Annotated in this window: 13 protein-coding genes; 8 read left to right on the top strand and 5 right to left on the bottom strand. The window is 42.7% G+C overall.

The window, feature by feature from the left end:
* Nucleotides 1-8 precede the first annotated feature (8 nt).
* Nucleotides 9-812: a DUF4373 domain-containing protein gene (locus tag JZY04_RS09145; RefSeq protein WP_122141915.1), complete on the top strand. Its 804-nt coding sequence runs from the start codon at nucleotides 9-11 to the stop codon at nucleotides 810-812.
* 294 nt (nucleotides 813-1,106) lie between these two features.
* Here the strand turns inward: JZY04_RS09145 and JZY04_RS09140 are convergent, their stop codons facing one another.
* Nucleotides 1,107-2,378 (bottom strand): ATP-binding protein, encoded by a 1,272-nt coding sequence (locus tag JZY04_RS09140; protein WP_122141914.1) that lies wholly within the window; start codon nucleotides 2,376-2,378, stop codon nucleotides 1,107-1,109.
* 213 nt (nucleotides 2,379-2,591) lie between these two features.
* Here JZY04_RS09140 and gmd point away from each other — a divergent pair, with 213 nt between their 5' ends.
* The 4 genes from gmd to JZY04_RS09120 all read left to right on the top strand — a co-directional run bounded on the left by gmd (nucleotide 2,592) and on the right by JZY04_RS09120 (nucleotide 7,855).
* Entirely contained in the window at nucleotides 2,592-3,665 is a 1,074-nt protein-coding gene (gene gmd, locus JZY04_RS09135; RefSeq protein ID WP_005776600.1) for a GDP-mannose 4,6-dehydratase, read from the top strand.
* A 4-nt stretch (nucleotides 3,666-3,669) separates the two neighbouring features.
* Nucleotides 3,670-4,740 carry a GDP-L-fucose synthase gene (locus tag JZY04_RS09130; protein WP_122142017.1) on the top strand — a complete coding sequence of 357 codons (1,071 nt, stop codon included), beginning with the start codon at nucleotides 3,670-3,672 and terminating at the stop codon, nucleotides 4,738-4,740.
* A 190-nt stretch (nucleotides 4,741-4,930) separates the two neighbouring features.
* The gene (locus JZY04_RS09125) at nucleotides 4,931-6,589 is read left to right on the top strand and encodes an AMP-binding protein (RefSeq protein ID WP_122141913.1); all 1,659 of its coding nucleotides are present in this window, start codon (nucleotides 4,931-4,933) and stop codon (nucleotides 6,587-6,589) included.
* Between the two features lie 108 nt (nucleotides 6,590-6,697).
* Nucleotides 6,698-7,855: an LA_2272 family surface repeat-containing protein gene (locus JZY04_RS09120; RefSeq protein WP_005776596.1), complete on the top strand. Its 1,158-nt coding sequence runs from the start codon at nucleotides 6,698-6,700 to the stop codon at nucleotides 7,853-7,855.
* A gap of 71 nt (nucleotides 7,856-7,926) precedes the next feature.
* On the opposite strand, the gene JZY04_RS09115 is transcribed toward JZY04_RS09120, so the two are convergent.
* From JZY04_RS09115 to JZY04_RS09100, 4 genes are all read right to left on the bottom strand, one after another.
* Nucleotides 7,927-9,921, bottom strand: coding sequence for a fructose-bisphosphatase class III (locus JZY04_RS09115; protein WP_005776595.1), 1,995 nt, complete (start codon nucleotides 9,919-9,921; stop codon nucleotides 7,927-7,929).
* Nucleotides 9,922-9,970: 49 nt separating this feature from the next.
* The gene (locus JZY04_RS09110; RefSeq protein WP_005776594.1) at nucleotides 9,971-11,632 is read right to left on the bottom strand and encodes a putative transporter; all 1,662 of its coding nucleotides are present in this window, start codon (nucleotides 11,630-11,632) and stop codon (nucleotides 9,971-9,973) included.
* An 84-nt stretch (nucleotides 11,633-11,716) separates the two neighbouring features.
* Nucleotides 11,717-13,069 (bottom strand): MATE family efflux transporter, encoded by a 1,353-nt coding sequence (locus JZY04_RS09105; RefSeq protein WP_005776593.1) that lies wholly within the window; start codon nucleotides 13,067-13,069, stop codon nucleotides 11,717-11,719.
* Nucleotides 13,070-13,181: 112 nt separating this feature from the next.
* Entirely contained in the window at nucleotides 13,182-13,628 is a 447-nt protein-coding gene (locus JZY04_RS09100; protein WP_005776592.1) for a hypothetical protein, read from the bottom strand.
* A gap of 479 nt (nucleotides 13,629-14,107) precedes the next feature.
* Between JZY04_RS09100 and JZY04_RS09095 the strand changes: the two genes are divergently transcribed.
* The 3 genes from JZY04_RS09095 to JZY04_RS09085 all read left to right on the top strand — a co-directional run bounded on the left by JZY04_RS09095 (nucleotide 14,108) and on the right by JZY04_RS09085 (nucleotide 19,049).
* A complete protein-coding gene (locus tag JZY04_RS09095; RefSeq protein ID WP_122141912.1) occupies nucleotides 14,108-16,879 on the top strand; it encodes an outer membrane beta-barrel protein in 2,772 nt (923 codons plus the stop codon).
* A 217-nt stretch (nucleotides 16,880-17,096) separates the two neighbouring features.
* Nucleotides 17,097-18,497 (top strand): leucine-rich repeat domain-containing protein, encoded by a 1,401-nt coding sequence (locus tag JZY04_RS09090; protein ID WP_122141911.1) that lies wholly within the window; start codon nucleotides 17,097-17,099, stop codon nucleotides 18,495-18,497.
* 57 nt (nucleotides 18,498-18,554) lie between these two features.
* Nucleotides 18,555-19,049: a calycin-like domain-containing protein gene (locus JZY04_RS09085; RefSeq protein WP_005776588.1), complete on the top strand. Its 495-nt coding sequence runs from the start codon at nucleotides 18,555-18,557 to the stop codon at nucleotides 19,047-19,049.
* Nucleotides 19,050-19,113: the final 64 nt, after the last annotated feature.

Raw genomic sequence — 19,113 nt, 5'->3', positions numbered from 1 at the left:
TAACAATTATGGCAACAACATACGATGGAATAAATTACTTTCCAATAGCTGTAAATTTTATGGAAGAGAACGCAATGGAGGTAATAGAAGCAAAATATGGCATGAAAGGACTCGCGATTGTACTGAAACTCCTATGCAAGATATATAAAGAAGGATATTATATTCCGTGGGGTGAGGAACAATGCCTTATTTTCGCCAACAAGACGGGAAAAGAGGCAGACGCAGAAGAGGTGCAGGGGATTATCGAGATAATGATCGAGAAAGGAATGATAGACAGGGGAAGCTATGCGGAACATAAAGTACTGACCTCTGAAGCAATACAAAAAGTATGGATAGAGGCAACCAAGCGAAGAAAGAGGAACTGGACAGCCATGCCTTATCTACTGATAAAACCGAAAGAGACATGCAATGAAGAAAAGACCGTCTGCCCGCAAAATGTAGAGCAGGATGCAGGCTCTGATGCAAAAAATGCATGCAATACCGAACAAAGTAAAGTAAAGCAAAGTAAAGAATTTCCCCCCTCAGCTCCCCCAAGGGGGAAGGAAGAGGAAGTCAATGCTGCGCCGGTCAGTATGCCCGGATACGCATTTAATACGATGACACACAACTACGTGGGATTAATGGGAAACCTGGAACGATTCGGAATAACAGACGAAAAAGAGATCGAAGCAATCCTGAGACTGTCGGATTACGGGAGAAAAGGAACCCCTGTATGGAAACTGATTTGCAGCACGAACTGGAGTAACATCGGAGCAAAAGGAAAATACATGATCGCAGCGTTGAACCGGGCAAAGAAAAGAAGCGGAACCTAAAAAAGAACTTTTCTGACAAACAGTACATTTTTATATTCTGGAAAATGCTGTTTGCTTGCAATCAATTAAAGAATGCAGCTGTTTTCCTCCGGAAACGAACACTGATTCTCAAGGGGTTGAAAAGCGATCACAAAAGCACTAATACGAAGTTAAAATCGTGACTTCAGGAAGTTAACTTCCCGAAGATACGATTTTAACTTCATAATGTTATGATATTAACTTCGTAAACGACAAGATGTTAACTTCGTAAACGGCATCATCCGGACATCAAAGCTATCAAAAAAGATTGTCAGACTATAGTATTTCAGGCAGTTGCCAGACTTGTATGTGACGAATCCCTTCTTTGGAGGGCAATGTGGTATCGTCCATAGAAACGACCCACTTTTCATAATTGTCTTGTATCATCTCCAGCGTATTGTACATTTGCTCCACTTGAAAATCATCATTGAGCAGAGGTGCACATTGCAAATACACAATGCGGTCTTTCTTCCTGCCAACAAAATCGACCAGTTTGCCTCCTCGAAGCACACCTACAAAAACGGTATATCCGGCACGCCGCAGTTCCAGATAAACCTGATTCTCAAAGCAGGATTTTCGAGAACCGGCAAAAAAAGGATAAAGATGGCGCATGAATGCCCAATCATTAATATAGTATTTGCAGCTACCCAGAAGAATCTCTTTGCTGCGGATCTGATAACGTTCCACGCGATGAATCAGAGAGGTGTCTTCCAGATAGCAGATATAATTGGCGACCGTATCATAACTCGTCTTCCGGTTCTGGGTAGCAAAGTGACTGACCAGCTGACCGATGGTAATCAACTCAGCGAGATGGGTGCACAAATAGACGAACACATCTTCGAGCAGGCGGGCATCCTTAATCCGATATCGACGGATGATATCACGAAACAGAATCGTATCGCGGAGAGCGGAAATGGCTTTCCATCCGGCCTCCGCATCCGAAAGATTGAAAAGAATGGGTAGTGCCCCCTTACCCATATAGTCCGCGTAATTTTTGCCGGTAGCCTCTACCCTCTCCAATATCCTATGCTCGGAAAAACTGAAGGGAAATATCTCAAAACTGACGTAATGTCTGGCCAAAAGCTTCTCGGCTTCACCCCAAAGCATATCCTGGTTGGAACCACTGATAAACAGCTCGCAAGTATCTACAAAATCCTGTGAATGGGAATGGACAAAATGTTCCCAGCCCTCCACTTTTTGTATTTCCTCAATAAAAATATAGACTTTACCTACCGGATGGATTTTCTCACGATAGATAAAAAGCAAGTCGTCCAGATCACGATAGCCGGAAAGTACGCCCGAATCTGTGAACTTCTTACTTATATATAGAATGTTCCGTGATGAAACACCATCGGCAATCAACTGGTAGATGATCTGCCGCAACAGGCATCCTTTACCTACCCCTCTCTGTCCGGTCAGGACCTTTACAAGGCGGTTACCTACATACCCGAATATACGGTTTGTGTAACTTTTACGGGCAAATTCCACTTTCGGAAGTTTTCCATTCCAGTAGTTGGACAACGCCAATTCATCAAATATATCATTCATATATGAATTTATTTAAAATAAAATCCATTATATAAAATAGAATAGATATTTTAATATTAAAAATCACAATATTCATTTCTATTTTAATAAATTACAGCAAAGATAAGTTTTTTCCGTTGAAAAAAGAAAATAATTCAGCAGATAGATTGCCCGTTCTTATGAAAATACCGAATATTGCATCGTCAAAAAGATTATAAACTCAAAACAATAGACATGAAAAAAGCTCTTATTTCAGGTATTACCGGACAGGATGGTTCATTCCTCGCCGAGTTTCTTCTTCAGAAAGGTTACGAAGTACACGGCATCCTGCGCCGTTCATCTTCTTTCAATACAGGCCGGATCGAACACTTGTACTTTGATGAATGGGTGCGCGATATGAAACAGAAACGTACAGTCAACCTGCACTACGGAGATATGACCGACTCAAGTTCACTGATCCGCATCATCCAGCAAGTACAACCCGACGAGATATACAACCTGGCGGCACAAAGCCACGTAAAAGTATCGTTCGATGTACCGGAATATACCGCCGAGGCGGATGCACTCGGTACATTGCGTATGCTTGAAGCTGTCCGCATCCTGGGACTGGAAAAGCAGACACGCATCTACCAGGCTTCCACTTCCGAACTCTACGGAAAAGTACAGGAAGTGCCGCAAAGCGAAACGACTCCGTTCTACCCGCGTTCTCCGTATGGAGTAGCCAAGCAATACGGTTTCTGGATCACTAAGAACTATCGTGAAAGTTACGGAATGTTTGCCGTAAACGGTATCTTATTCAATCACGAGAGTGAACGCCGCGGCGAGACTTTCGTAACCCGTAAGATCACGCTGGCAGCAGCACGCATCGCACAAGGCGAACAGGATAAATTATATTTGGGTAACCTGGATGCCAAGCGTGACTGGGGCTATGCCAAAGATTACGTAGAATGTATGTGGCTGATCCTGCAACATGACGTACCCGAAGATTTCGTAATCGCTACCGGTGAAATGCATACCGTCCGCGAATTCTGTACACTGGCATTTGCCGAAATAGGCATCAACCTGCGTTGGGAAGGCGAAGGCGTAAATGAAAAAGGAATTGACGCAGCCACCGGTAAAGTACTGGTAGAGGTCGACCCGAGATATTTCCGCCCTGCCGAAGTGGAACAATTGCTCGGTAACCCGACCAAAGCCAGAACCGTATTGGGATGGAATCCATGCAAAACACCATTCCCGGAACTGGTAAAAATCATGGTACGCCATGATATGGCCAAAGTGAAAAGAATGATTGCGACTAAACATGATTGACAGAATGGATAAAAACGCAAAAATTTATGTAGCCGGACACCACGGACTGGTGGGTTCGGCTATATGGAAAAACCTGCAGGAAAAGGGATATACGAATCTGGTGGGACGCACACATAAGGAACTGGACTTATTGGACGGTGCGGCCGTAAAGCAGTTTTTTGATGAGGAAATGCCGGAGTACGTATTTCTGGCTGCCGCTTTTGTAGGAGGGATCATGGCCAATAGTATTTACCGTGCAGATTTTATCTACAAGAACTTACAGATACAGCAGAACGTGATCGGAGAAAGTTTCCGCCATCAAGTGAAAAAGCTGCTTTTTCTGGGAAGTACCTGCATCTATCCACGAGATGCCGAACAGCCGATGAAAGAGGACGTGTTGCTCACTTCTCCGCTGGAATATACCAACGAACCTTATGCCATAGCCAAAATAGCCGGACTGAAAATGTGCGAAAGCTTCAACCTGCAATATGGAACGAATTACATCGCCGTGATGCCGACCAACCTGTATGGCCCGAACGATAACTTTGACTTGGAACGCAGTCATGTGCTGCCTGCCATGATCCGTAAAATTCACTTGGCACATTGCCTGAAAAAAGGAGATTGGGAAGCTGTGCGTAAAGACATGAACCTGCGTCCGGTGGAAGGCATCAGTGGTGTCAACTCTAACGAAGAGATTCTGCAAATCCTCCGGAAATATGGTATTACTGAAAAAGAAGTGACACTCTGGGGAACCGGGACACCGCTACGCGAGTTCCTTTGGAGTGAAGAAATGGCCGATGCCAGCGTATTCGTAATGGAACATGTGGACTTCAAGGATACCTACAAAGCCGGAACAAAAGATATCCGCAACTGCCACATCAACATAGGTACCGGAAAAGAAATAACGATCCGCGAACTGGCAGAACTGATTGTAAGCACAGTCGGCTATCAGGGAAAGCTGACTTTCGACAGCAGTAAGCCGGACGGAACCATGCGAAAACTTACCGACCCGTCGAAATTGCACAACCTCGGATGGCATCATAAGATCGATATTGAAGAGGGGGTACAAAGAATGTACGAGTGGTATCTGGGATAATTATTCACCACAGAGGGCACAGAGGACACAGAGTTTTAAAATAGAAAAAAATAAAACTTTATGTCCTTCGTGTTATCCCGTGATGAATACAATGAAAGCTGCAAAAGAAAAATTTAAATAGCTTCTAAGTTTTCAAATCTCAATTAAATGGCTATATTTGCACAATTTATCATCAAATGTGCAAAAAACAATGGAACAAAGTTTTATAGCTTACATTGAAAACAGTATCAAAAACAATTGGGATCTGGATGCCCTGACAGATTATAAGGGTGCCACCCTACAGTATAAAGACGTAGCCCGCAAAATAGAAAAGCTCCACATCATCTTTGAAGAAAGCGGAATCCGTAAAGGAGACAAGATAGCCGTTTGCGGAAGAAATAGTTCCCATTGGGGAGTTACTTTCCTCGCGACTCTCACTTATGGAGCGGTTATCGTCCCCATCTTACACGAATTCAAAGCAGATAATGTACACAATATCGTCAATCACTCGGAAGCCAAACTCCTGTTTGTAGGAGACGTGGTCTGGGAAAACCTCAATGAGTCTGCCATGCCGTTGCTCGAAGGTATCCTGATGATGAACGATTTTACATTGCTGGTATCACGTAGCGAACGACTGACTCACGCACGTGAACACCTCAACGAAATGTTCGGGAAGAAATTCCCCAAAAATTTCCGTAAGGAACATATCAAATATCATAAGGATCAGCCTGAAGAACTGGCTGTTATCAACTATACCTCGGGAACCACCAGCTATTCAAAAGGTGTAATGCTCCCCTATCGCAGCTTATGGTCGAATACGACTTTCGCTTTCGAGGTACTTCCACTGAAAGCAGGTGATAAGATCGTATCCATGCTGCCGATGGCACACATGTACGGACTGGCCTTTGAGTTCCTGTATGAATTTGCGGTAGGGTGTCAGATCTACTTCCTCACCCGCATGCCAAGCCCAAAGATTATCTTCCAGGCGTTTGCCGAGGTAAAACCCAACCTGATTGTGGCTGTTCCGCTGATTATCGAAAAAATCATCAAGAAGAGCGTACTTCCGAAGTTGGAGACTCCTACCATGAAGTTGCTGCTTAAAGTGCCGATTATCAATGATAAGATTAAAGCAACGGTACGCGAAGAGATGATAAAAGGCTTTGGCGGCAACTTTGAAGCTGTCATTGTAGGTGGAGCCGCCTTCAACCAGGAGGTAGAACAATTCCTAAGAATGATTGACTTCCCTTATACAGTGGGCTATGGTATGACCGAGTGCGGTCCTATTATTTGTTACGAAGACTGGAAACGCTTCAAACCGGGTTCATGTGGAAAAGCTGCACTCAACATGGAGGTGAAAGTCCTTTCGCCCGACCCGGAGAATGTGGTAGGCGAAATTGTTTGCAAAGGTCCGAACGTAATGTTGGGTTACTACAAAAATGAAGAGGCTACCGCCCAGGTGATCGACAAAGACGGCTGGCTGCATACCGGTGACCTCGCTTTGGAAGATGCCGAAGGAAACATCACAATCAAGGGACGTAGCAAAAACATGTTGCTCAGTGCCAGCGGACAAAATATCTATCCGGAGGAAATAGAAGATAAACTGAACAACCTGCCATACGTGGCCGAAAGTATTATCGTACAACAAAACGACAAACTGGTAGGATTGGTTTATCCGGATTTTGACGAAGCCTTCGCGCATGGCTTGAAGAATGAAGATATGGAACGGGTAATGGAGGAAAACCGGATTACCCTGAATGAAATGCTCCCGGCTTATAGCCAGATTTCGAAAATGAAAATCTATCCGGAAGAGTTTGAAAAGACTCCGAAAAAGAGTATCAAACGCTTCTTGTATCAGGAAGCCAAAGGTTAAAAATAATTTCTATTTTCATTAAAAAGACATCGATTACGCAGATTTGCATAGATTTTAATAGGATAATCCGTGCAAATCTGCGTAATTTGCGTTTTAAAAACTTAGCTTATGAAGAAAATCATTCTTGTCGCAGCTCTTCTTTCGGCTGCAGTCTGTCTGCCTGCACAGAATAAAGGCGGAAATAAAAGTGGTGGAATTAATCTTTCTTTATGGAAAAAAGCATGTACGCAACCACTTGACAGTACACAGACTACTTATGTCAACCTGGGACTTTTCTCGGCTATGCATAAGTTACATGGTGTAGGTATCAATGCTTTCGGCAGTATGGTGCAAAACGATATGAACGGTGTTCAAATCTCCGGGCTCGCCAATCTTGCCGGAGGAAGTATGCGTGGCGTACAAATTGGAGGTATCAGTAACGTAAATGGTAACGACCTGGCAGGATTGTCCGTCTCGGGACTCGTAAATATTACGGGAAATAAAGCGAAAGGCGTATTGATTACCGGCTTAAGCAATATCGCCGGAGACAATACACGCGGATTAATGATCAGTGGTATCATGAACATCACAGGTGATAAAGCCGCAGGTGTACAACTGGCAGGCCTTGCCAACGTAACCGGTGAGGAATATGACGGACTTATGATGTCGGGACTGCTGAATGTAGTGGGAGAAAAAATGAATGGATTGCAACTCTCCGCACTCGCCAACGTGACCGGCGGCCAAATGAACGGAGCACAATTGGGGTTGTTCAATTTTGCGTCGAAAGCGAAAGGATTGCAAATCGGACTTTTCAATTATTATAAAGATGACATGAAAGGGCTCCAATTGGGACTGGTCAATGCAAATCCGCAAACCAAAGTACAATTAATGGTATTTGGAGGCAACAGAACCAAAATCAATGTAGGTGCCCGCTTTAAGAACAAACTCTTCTACACTATACTCGGTGGAGGTACACATTATCTCGACTTCAATGACAAATTTTCTGCAGCTTTATTCTACCGGGCAGGTCTCGAACTTCCTCTCTACAAAAATCTGTTTGTAAGTGGCGATTTAGGCTTTCAGCACATCGAAACTTTCCGGAATAAAAAAGTAGAAGGTATTCCGGCGCGTCTCTATGCCTTACAGGCACGCCTCAATCTGGAATATCGGTTTACGGATAAATTCGGTTTATTCGTAACCGGCGGTTATGGTGGCAGCCGTTACTATAATAAAGCCAAGACTTATGACAAGGGACTGATCGCTGAAGCGGGAGTGGTTCTGTTCTAATTGATTTACCACAGAGTCTCACAGAGTTTATATTTAAATTATTCCTCTGTGGGACTCTGTGGTGAACCTGATCAGACCTTCTCCTTGATCAACCCGATCCGATAAGCTACCAATAACTTCTTTAAATCTTGAATTTGCGTTACCAGCTCTTTCCCCTTATCGGTATCTTTCACCATCATCCGCTGTGAATTGAATTCAATAACAAAAGTAGTCGACTTAATGTCCTGCCCCTCCTCTATTGCCTTCTGAGTAGACTGGAAAGGTTCATGCTGGACCAACTGCAGCCCATGCGAATGATACACCAGCGTATATCCGGCAATACCGGTCTCCGGTTGATAGGCTTTTGAAAAGCCGCCATCGATCACCAATAATTTTCCACCTGCTTTCATGGGTTGTTCCCCTTTTATGGTTTTTACCGGCACATGCCCGTTGATAATATGAGTATGTTGTCCCGTCACTCCGAATTCTTCAAGAATACGGTCACAGATTTCTTCTTTATTACGCAACGCATAATAATATCCTTTCGTCTCTTTATGCAAACTTTTGTCCGCAATGAAATAACGTTCAAAAGTAGCCATCTTATCTTTATCGAACGAGGGAGCATCCGGACCACACCACAGATACCAGATATAATCCATCGCAAAGCGTTTCTCCTCTTCGTCATCTTCATCAAAATAAGCCGTACGGATTAGCTGATCGATCTTATCCAGCAAATTCTTTCCCCAGTATTCTTTTCCGCAGATATTCACATGTTTGAAACTTCCATCTTCGTTGAGAGGCACAGAGGCATGATAAAGCAGATTGGAATTGCACACCAGATACATACCTCCATAGGTAAAGAGACAACGCATATGCTTCTTCAACTTCTCACTATTCATAAACGAATAGTGTATCTTTTCGATCAACTCCTGTTCTTCATCACTCAGGCGATAAGGGTCTGCCGGATCGACCGTGGGGAAGTTTGTGTCACGCAACGAATATTCTTTGCCCTCATAAACAAATACCCCTCGTTCAAAATCGATTTTCTCAAGTAGTTTGCGTCCTTCCATACCAAACTCCGGACGACGATTGATGATGCCTGCCTCCAGCTTAAACTGAATGATAGTGATGGCTTTATGCATCTGGGTAATCAACCTCAAGGTCTTTTCATTATAAGTAGAATCGGCAAAATTGGTCTTAGGCGCAAAAATAGTGCAGGGATCATCTGCGTAAGTATCCATCGCAAAAGTAGCAAGCGGCAAAAGATTAATGCCATAACCGTCTTCCAATGTCCCGAGATTACCATATCGCATGGAAAGGCGAATGACATTGGCCATGCACGCTTCATTTCCCGATGCCGCTCCCATCCAGAGAATATCGTGATTCCCCCATTGGATATCGAAATTGTGATAATCGCACAAAGTATCCATAATGATATGGGCACCCGGACCACGGTCGTAGATATCGCCAACGATATGGAGTGAATCGATCGTAAGACGCTGTATCAGATTGCACATGGCTATGATAAAATCGTCGGCACGACGGGTTGAAATGATAGTACTGATAATCACATTGATATAAGCATGCTTATTGGGCTCGATAGTTGACTCGTGAAGTAATTCCTGAATGATATAGGAGAACTCGGCCGGCAATGATTTGCGAACCTTCGAACGGGTATATTTGGAAGATACATTCTGGCACACCTTCACCAGCTGATTGAGCGTGATCAGATACCAATCGTCAATATCTGTTTCGGTAGCTTTTATCAACTGCAGTTTCTCTTCCGGATAATAAATAAGGGTACAAAGCTCTTTCTTCTCAATTTCACGGAGAGTGTGGCCGAAGATCTCGTTTACTTTCCGCTTTACGGCTCCCGAAGCGTTCTTCAGCACATGCTGGAAAGCTTCATATTCGCCATGTATATCAGTCAGAAAGTGTTCGGTTCCTTTAGGGAGATTCAAAATAGCTTCAAGATTGATAATTTCGGTACTGGCGGCGGCAATGGTCGGGAAGCTGCGTGAAAGCAGTTGCAGATAACGCAGATCGGCAACGATACTTTCGGGGGTTATATTACTTTGAGCAGTCATATGATTTACGATTTAACGATTTACAATTTTAAAATTCACCCTAAAATGATTACAGAAGAAACATGAGCAACACCTGGGCTATAATGACGCGGAGGAACATACTCAACGGATAAACCGTAGCATAAGCTACCGACGGATTATCCCCGGGAATGGTATCATTGGCATAGTTCAGCGCCATCGGATTGGCCATACTGCCACATAACATGCCGGAAACGCTACCAAAGTCGATCTTCATAATCTTAAAAGCAAAGAAACCCACAAGCACAGTAGGCACAACGGTCAGACCGAAGCCAAGGCCGATCCACAAAAGACCTTCGGGACGAAAAACCGTATCGAAGAAATGGGCACCTGCATCCAATCCCAGGCAGGCAAGGTAAAGTGACAATCCCAAAGCACGCAGCATCAGATTGGCACTACGGGTGGTATAAGTAATCATATGCAAACGGGGACCGAAAGTTCCGATCAGGATACCCACAATGATAGGTCCGCCCGCCAATCCGAGGCGAATGGGTGTACTAATACCGGGAATTGAAAACGGCACGGCACCCAGAGCCAATCCCAGGATAATGCCTACAAACACAGCCACAAGATTGGGTTCTTTCAAGCTTTTAACAGCATTTCCAAGTACCTTTTCCACATTCTGAATGGCAGCTGCTTCACCGACTACTGTCAGGCGGTCACCCAACTGCAATGTCAGTTCGGGAGTAGCCAACAACTGCACACCCGAACGGTATACACGGCTGATATTGATTCCGTAATGATTACGAAGACGAAGAGCTCCCAACTTCTTCCCGTTCAACTCTGGACGGGTAACGACAATGCGTTGTGAAATCAACTGGCTGTCGATGGCATTCCAGTCGATATCTTCTTTATTCCAATCCGTATTCTCTTGCTCGCCAAACAACACGGTAAGCGCTAACGCATCTTTTTCGGAAGTAACAACCAACAGGCGGTCACCCTCTTTTATGATCTTTTCGGATGTGGGAATACTGACATTACCGTCTCTCCACAAGCGGGAGATAACAAATTTGGGATAGCTCATGTGAGCGATATCTTTAATGCTTTTATCAAAAATAGCGGGGTTGTGTACCTGGAAAGCGGCAATATAGGTTTTGTTGGCATCATCTTTCTCCTTCACTTCAAGGTCTTCACGACGCACTAACAGTTTACGGATCAACAGAACAGCCAGAATGACTCCGATCACTCCAAGAGGATAGGCCACTGCACATCCCAGAGCAGGTGTACTGCTTTCAAGCCCCATCTGTTTCAGTGTCTGCTGGGCTGCACCCAAAGCCGGGGTATTGGTCGTGGCACCGCACAGGATACCAACCATATTGGGCAATGAAACTTCTGTGGTATAACTGCAAACAACCGTAAGAAGAGTGCCCAGAATCACCACGGCAATAGCAAGCATATTGAGGGTAACTCCTCCCTTACGGAATGAACTAAAGAATCCTGGACCAACCTGTAACCCTAAGGCATACACAAAAATAATAAGTCCGAAACTCTCGGCGTAGTTCAGCATCTGCGGATCTATGGACAATCCGAAATGTCCGGCCAGAATTCCGGCAAAAAAGACAAAAGTAACGCCAAGTGAAATGCCACAAACATGAATTTTGCCCAATCCAAGCCCAATGGCGGAAATCAGGGAAAGAACGACAACTGCCTGCAAAGCAGAATGTTCGATAAAGAGACTATATAACCACTCCATGTGAAAATTTACCAATGTATCCATAAGCCAATGTATCCGTGAAACGCATAAGGATACATTAGCGTCCGCAAAGATAGCAACTATTTATGACCTCACAAAGCTTTTATTCACCCACTTCATCCCATACCAGCGACGGACAAAAATAATTCCTCGAATGTTCTCGTCGAGAGCAAAAGCAACCCACATACCGCAAATGCCCCAGGCCCAGTAAATTCCAAATAAATAACCGACACCGACAGCAACACTCCACATCACAATCAACCCGACATAAAAAGGATAATTCACATCACCCGCTGCACGCAGGGCATTCGTCGCAAAAATATTAATGGGACGGCCTATTTCAAGTACCACATCAATCAGCAATACAATCACTCCCATACGGATAATTTCGGGATTGGAAGTCAGCCAACTCAATAGAGTGTGGCCTGAAGCCGCAATAATACATGAAAGAATCAAAGTAATCATTACCGACTTCTTCATCACATATTTCCCAAGCAGAAATGCTGCATGGGGTTTCTTCTCCCCTATCAGATGTCCGATACAGATAGCACCTCCCTGTGCCATGGATATACTGAATAAATAGACAAACATAATGATATTGACACAATAGGTGCGGGTAGCCAACGCTTCAACTCCAAGCATGTTAATGAAAAAAGTAATGACTACCTGCGATGAACTGTATGAAAGTTGCTCACCTGCAGAGGGCAGACCAACCCGCATCAAATTTTTCAGCTCTACAAAAGGGAAAGGCCGGAAATAAGCCAAAGGGAAACGATGGATATGTTTGCGGAACAGAATAATAAACAGAATAACCATAGACACTCCCCTGCTGAAAGCAGTAGAGATTGCAGCCCCTTCTACCCCGAGTTCGGGAAAACCGAACTTACCAAAAATCAGCGAATAGTTACCGATGATATTAAGAATATTGATTACCACTGTTACCAACATCGGATATATAGCCTTATTGGCACTGCGTAAAGAAGCTGAAAGTGTAAGAGAAATGGCCTGAAAAAAGGCGAAAGCACCCACGATACGCATATAATCCATACCGTCAGCCATCAGTTCGGGTCCCAACCCCATCCATTGCAGAATGGTGCGGGCCATCGTAAACAGAAGCACACTGATAATCCCTCCAACCAATAAATTAACAAGTAACGACACACCTACCACCTGTACCACTTTCTTTTCGAGCCTCGCACCAAGATACTGCGAACAGAGCACGGACGTACCCAAATTGATCACTTCAAACACCAGGAAAGTCAGCATGATAATCTGATTGACAACTCCGACCGCAGCTACACTGTTATCAGAATGGCGGCTTAGCATAATGGTGTCGACCGCTCCCAGCATCATTATCAGTAATGTTTCAATAAAAATCGGAGCGGCCAGTTTTGCCAAGCGCCTCTTTATGCTCTCCTGTTGAATTCTGTGTGTCATTTTACCTTAATCCTTTTCGGGCTGCAAAGATATTTAAAAACACTGAAAAAGCGGATTGACATATATCAAGAATATATCAATCCGCCTACAATTATTTCAATAAAGGTTCGGGTTATCTCACTCCTGTAAAGTCAACATAATTATCATGTCCGTCCAAGTATCCGCTCAGTACATTCCCCCTGATCCAGACATCATCCAGATAGGAAACATCACCGGGACCATAGACCATCCGGAGAGAATATTGAGAACGGTCTTCCCAATTCCAGGTAAAAGAGTACACCGATTCGGAATAACGTCCATTGGGATATTCCACACGAATATAATCTTCACCATGACGGTCCAGATAAAAATTCAACTCCTGATAACAATAGTTTCCGTCAGCATCATAAAACGTATCTGCCCAGGTACGACTGCAAAGATCGAGGGACTTGTTATAATAGGAACCGCCAATGTTATCATCGTCATAAAAGTCATCTATCTCTATCTCACATGAAGTAAGATTTACCATTGCCACTGCCAGCAGAAACAATTTTAAATATTTGAAAGCTAAAGTTTTCATATCGTATAGTTTTTTAGTTATATCAGTTTGATGTGAACAAAAGTAGAGAAACAAATGATCTCAGGAAAAAGAAAAAACCTACATCTTCGGAGGGAATCGCCTAATTAAAAGAGGGAAACAGGAGTAAGAAGACCGAAAGCTCTAAAAAGGACACATCAAACGTTAACAGAAAACGACAATTCGCTAAATAACGTTACAAAATGGAGATTTATATCCGAATAATTTGCAGATATAATCCAAATCCGTACATTTGCAATGTGTTTTTCATAGTATTAGATTTAAGGTTAACAAAGATTGGTTGCTCGTGAGAGTAGCCTTTTTTTATATCCGATAATCTGCACTCCCACCCTTTATATATAATTCCGGTTACATGCATTGAGAACTATGACTCATAAATCTGATTATTATACCTAATAAAAGGTATTGAACGCAAACCTGAAACTCGCTAATTTTGCAACCATTCATACTAAACATACGAAATGGACGTGCGTAAAACCTGTATCTTATTGCTTTTAATTTCCGGAATGGCTATTGAGCTATATGCCCAACAGTCCCAAAGAGTCAGCGGACAAATATGGAGCATGGCAGCAGACGCAAAAGAAAAAGAGTCCTTACCTTACGCCAGCGTTCTCGTCATCAACGAAAAAGATTCTACGCTTGTTAAAGGCACGACAAGCAACGCAAATGGGAAGTTTAGCCTCCGGTATCCTGCGTACAAAGATAAACGCTATTTATTGAAAGTTTCTTATACAGGAATGCAACCAGTATTCCATAAGTTAACAGAAAATGTTCCTGACATTCATCTGGAAAACATTGTACTGAAAGAGGGTATCGAACTGGATGAAGTAACAGTTACCGCACAAGTACGTGAAATAGAGCAGATAGGCGATACTACCATAATCAATGCGTCTGCTTATAAAACACCGGAAGGTAGTTATCTGGAAGATCTCGTAAAACGTATTCCCGGGTTGGAATACAACAGCAAAGATAAAACTCTGGTCTATAATGGTCTGCCCATTACTGAAATCAACGTTAACGGTGAAACCTTTTTTTCCGGAAATAACAGTCTGGCATTGGAAAATTTACCGGTAGAACTGATCAATAAAATAAAGGTATACGATAAAAAAAGTGATCTGGAAAAAATGACAGGAGTCAGTAGCGGAAAAGAAAATTATGTCTTAGACCTGCAAACCAAAAAAGAATTCAACAGCACTTTGCTGGCATCGGGTAAAGCCGGACTGGGCAACTATAATAAGAAGGACCTTGAATTATTAGGTAACTACTTTAAAAAAGGCGGTGAGAACCTTTCACTGATCGTCCGTTCGGGTAACCGTAACATGACAACCAGTTACAAGGACAATATACAGGATAACATAGCACTTAACTTTGTGAAAAGATTCGGCAAAAATTTGACCATTAATGGTAATACGACTTATAATCATAACAATAACGGTAATAAATCGGCCGGATACTATGAACAATACCTGAGTACGGGAAATAAATACCAATATTCTGCCGGTGAAAGTACAAACCGAAACCATACCATAAACTCTATGCTTGCCCTGCGTTGGCAAATAAACGAAAAGACCTTTGTGAGCTTCTCCGGCAATCTGAACTCAGGTAGAGGGAACAACACCAATAACAACCGGCAAGCCGCATTCGACGAAAATCCCAATCTCGAAACATCAGACCCTTTGGGCAATATCGGTAATATCCCCGATGATATGCGACTCAACGATATAACAATGAATTCATTATCTACAGACAAGCGCCTCCAATATACTTTCAATGCCAACATCACGCGCCAAATAAACCGAAAAGGAAGCAGCCTCAGCCTGATGGCACAATATAGTGACAGCAAAGGTAAAAATGAAAGTTTCACTATTTCGTCAACCACCTATTACCGATTGGAAAATAGCTTAGGGAATGACTCGGTTCTCTATCGGAATCAATATCAGCGAAGCCCTAACGGAAACCGGAATCAGAATATCGGACTGATATTCACTCACCCTTTTACAAAAAAGGTTCAAATGCAGCTCTCTTACAATTTGAACTATAGCAAACAGCAGAGCGACCGTAACACTTATAACCTATCCGGTCTGACGGATGAAACAACAGATCCTCCCGGCTATCTGCCTCCGCAGTATGAAACCGGATATACCGACAGCCTTAGTAACCGAAGCCACAGTCGCACACTCGGACACGAAGTCTCTTTCCATATAAACTACTCCACCCGGGTATGGAACATTGTTACCGGACTATCGATTCAGCCTGAGCAACGCAGTCTGGATCAGAAGACAGGGCTGAGACAAGCTGATACTACCATGTATTCAGTCGGATTCCGACCGACATTCACCATTCTGTGGAAAAAAGGGAAAAGTCTGATACGCTTGAACTATCGGGGAGATACCCGACAACCTTCCCTACCCGACTTGCTTTCACTGACCGACAATAGCGACCCGCTAAATATCACACGCGGCAATCCTGACCTGAAGCCCTCATATAGCCAATCTGTCCGTTTGGAAGCACAAAACATCCGAAAAGGTATATTCGCTACATTGAACTGGCAAAACGAGGTAAACAGCCAGACCCGTACCATTACCTATAACCGTCAAACGGGAGGGCGAGAGAGTTATCCGGTAAACATAAATGGTAACTGGAACATCCATGGAACACTACGTTACCAGAAACGCATCCGTAGTTTTAATATTTCGGCCGCCGGAGGAGGATCTTTTATCCAAAATGTCGGTCTCATCAATGAAGGGGAAAGTGAACAACCGGACCACAGTACTACCCATAACACCGGACTGAACGCAAATTTACGACTGGGATACTTCCCTAAATGGGGAAGTATCGACCTGAATGGGAACTGGCGCTTTCAACACTCTTCCAATTCATTACGGCAGACAAATACGTACACCCGTAACTATTCTCTGGGATTCAATGCCTATGCCGATTTACCCGGCAACATACAATTAAAAACCGACGCGACCTATACTTTTCGTAATGGTACAAATATCCGGCAGGGAGAAGACAACCAGATAGTATGGAATACAGGTATCACCTGGCGCTTCCTGAAAAAAAAGCAGGCCGAATTATCAGTCTATTGGGCAGACATGCTGAATCAAAAGAAAAACTACAGCCGAAGTACGACATCGAGTGGTTTTTCCGAACACCACACCCAACAAATAGGAAGTTATTTTATAATCTCGATGAAATACCGCTTTAACCGTCCTCTACACAAGCAGTAATAGCACGATTCTTTTTAACATAAATATCTTCTATAAAAAGTCATCTTATAAAATACAAACTACAACAACCAATAAAATATATTTATATTAAAAAGTTTACTATTAAACTTCAACAGCAGAATACCCATAAATGGGTATTGTACATATTTTAAACCGCATATAACTTTGTAACCGGATTAAAACAAATATTAATTATCAAAAAACCCATCATTAAACAATGAACAAAATTCAAACGTATATTAGCACGTTTATAGCAGTTTCCGGTATATGTTTCACTTCATGTACTAACGATAACAACATTGATTGGAATGGAGTGGAAGTGACAAATACTGAACTAAGAACTATCTTGCAACAAAAAGGATATACCTTTAATGCAGAAGGCAAACTGGTACAGGATGATAAAGTAAAAAGTACAACTTCGCTTGATCTATCGGGCACCCAAATTGCTAATCTATCGGGACTGGAAGTATTGCCTAACCTTGCTGAAATTAATCTATCGAACAATGAGTATGGCCCCGTTTTCGACTTCTCCGCATTGCCCAAAAACATTACTGCGATTGATTTATCAGGTAATAAAATATATGATTTTAAAGGTTTGGTAGATGTGAAAATGGTAAATGATGAAATGAGCACTACTGTCTTACATCCACTCACCAAATTTTATTTACCGGAAACGGCCAAATACAATATAGAGGATCTGGTTCCATTCCATGCCGCCAGTGCAGCCACCGACATGCAGATGCAAAATGCAAACGGAACCCTGCAAGCCTATACCACCTTGCGTGATATTCCCGATGAATACTTCCGCACTTATCTGAAATCGAAGTTTGCAAGCCTGTTTACAAAAGATGGAAACCAGATTGACATTAGTAAGCCAATGGCCCTGACCGAACAAGGCAGCGGCATTAACATAGATGCCTGGTATGCGGATAATGAAAATATACATTCAATTGAAGGATTAGAATATTTTATCAATAATCCTTTCTACAAACCATTCTATGTGCAAGTTGAGTGCATGAATCATTGTTCGGTTGCTCATCTTATGCCTCGTGACAACCTTAAAGCCCTTTTCATTCTGAATGCAGAGACCCCTGAGGGCATTGATCTTTCACAATCTGCCAAGTTGGCAAGTTTCGGTTCAAGCAACAACAAATATTTGACAGAACTGGATCTATCAAAAACACTTGTCACCAATCAGGAAGCAACCGACTTTGATAAAACAGTCTCTAATGTACTACATGTATTCGATTGTGAGAATTTAAAAGAAATCAAATTTCCGGAACAGAGCAAAGGGCTTGTCTCTCAATTAGAACTGGCCAGCCTGCCTTCATTGAAAAAAATGGATTTAAGCTTTCTCCGCGGTTTTCAGGCTGTCATATTATTGCAACTCGAGAATTGTACCATCACTTATCCCAATTTCCAGTATGTCTATAGTGCAGCGTACGAAACACTAAAGCCACTGGCTGACGCACAGAAAGCCACAATCCTTATTTCAGAAAATGAATTCAAGCAAGAGGCATGTAAAACATTCCTTAGTACTTATAAAAAAAATCTAAATGACTCCGGATACAGAGACTACAGTGATTATGGTGCTTTCCGTTGGACAAAGAAGATTTAACAGCTAACAAGCATATATATATGTGTTATTTTTTATTTTAATTTTAAAACCAATCTTATGTTGAAAAAAGTTTTTATCTGGGGAATAGCTTTATTCGGAATGACAGCTATTTCAAGTAATGTTTCTGCAAGTGCAGCAAGTGACGTATATTCAGTAGCAACTGTTGCCGAAAGTCTGGAAGGTAACTATCAGGGTAACCTGATCCGAGTTTACATGAATGGAGAAAAAAATCCGGTTTATGGAAAGGTTGCCAATGTAACCGATAATGGAGACGGAACAGTCAATATTCATATTGATTCATTCAAAATAGGTTCGATGCCGGGATCGATTACGGTCGACGCGATGGACATCACTGTCCCTGCATCCGGAGGAAACTTCAGCCAGACCTGTGAAAGTGCCGTAAAACTCAAGATCGGTATACTCCCCCTATCCTATGATGCTTTAGTGGAAGGAGAAATTACCGGAAACTACCTGAAGTTTACAGTTACCGTAAATACTCAATATTCAGGTTCACTATTCGAAGCAATTGTTACATTTGAAGGAACAAAGTGAATTTTAGTGGAGCATAAAGTTTTTTATAATATTCTCCACAAAATGAACTAATGTACCATAGGTT

This window comes from Bacteroides sp. 11BF (assembly GCF_019633765.1).
GTDB classification, from domain to species: domain Bacteria; phylum Bacteroidota; class Bacteroidia; order Bacteroidales; family Bacteroidaceae; genus Bacteroides; species Bacteroides hominis.
This window is presented reverse-complemented; position numbering and strand designations above follow the sequence as displayed.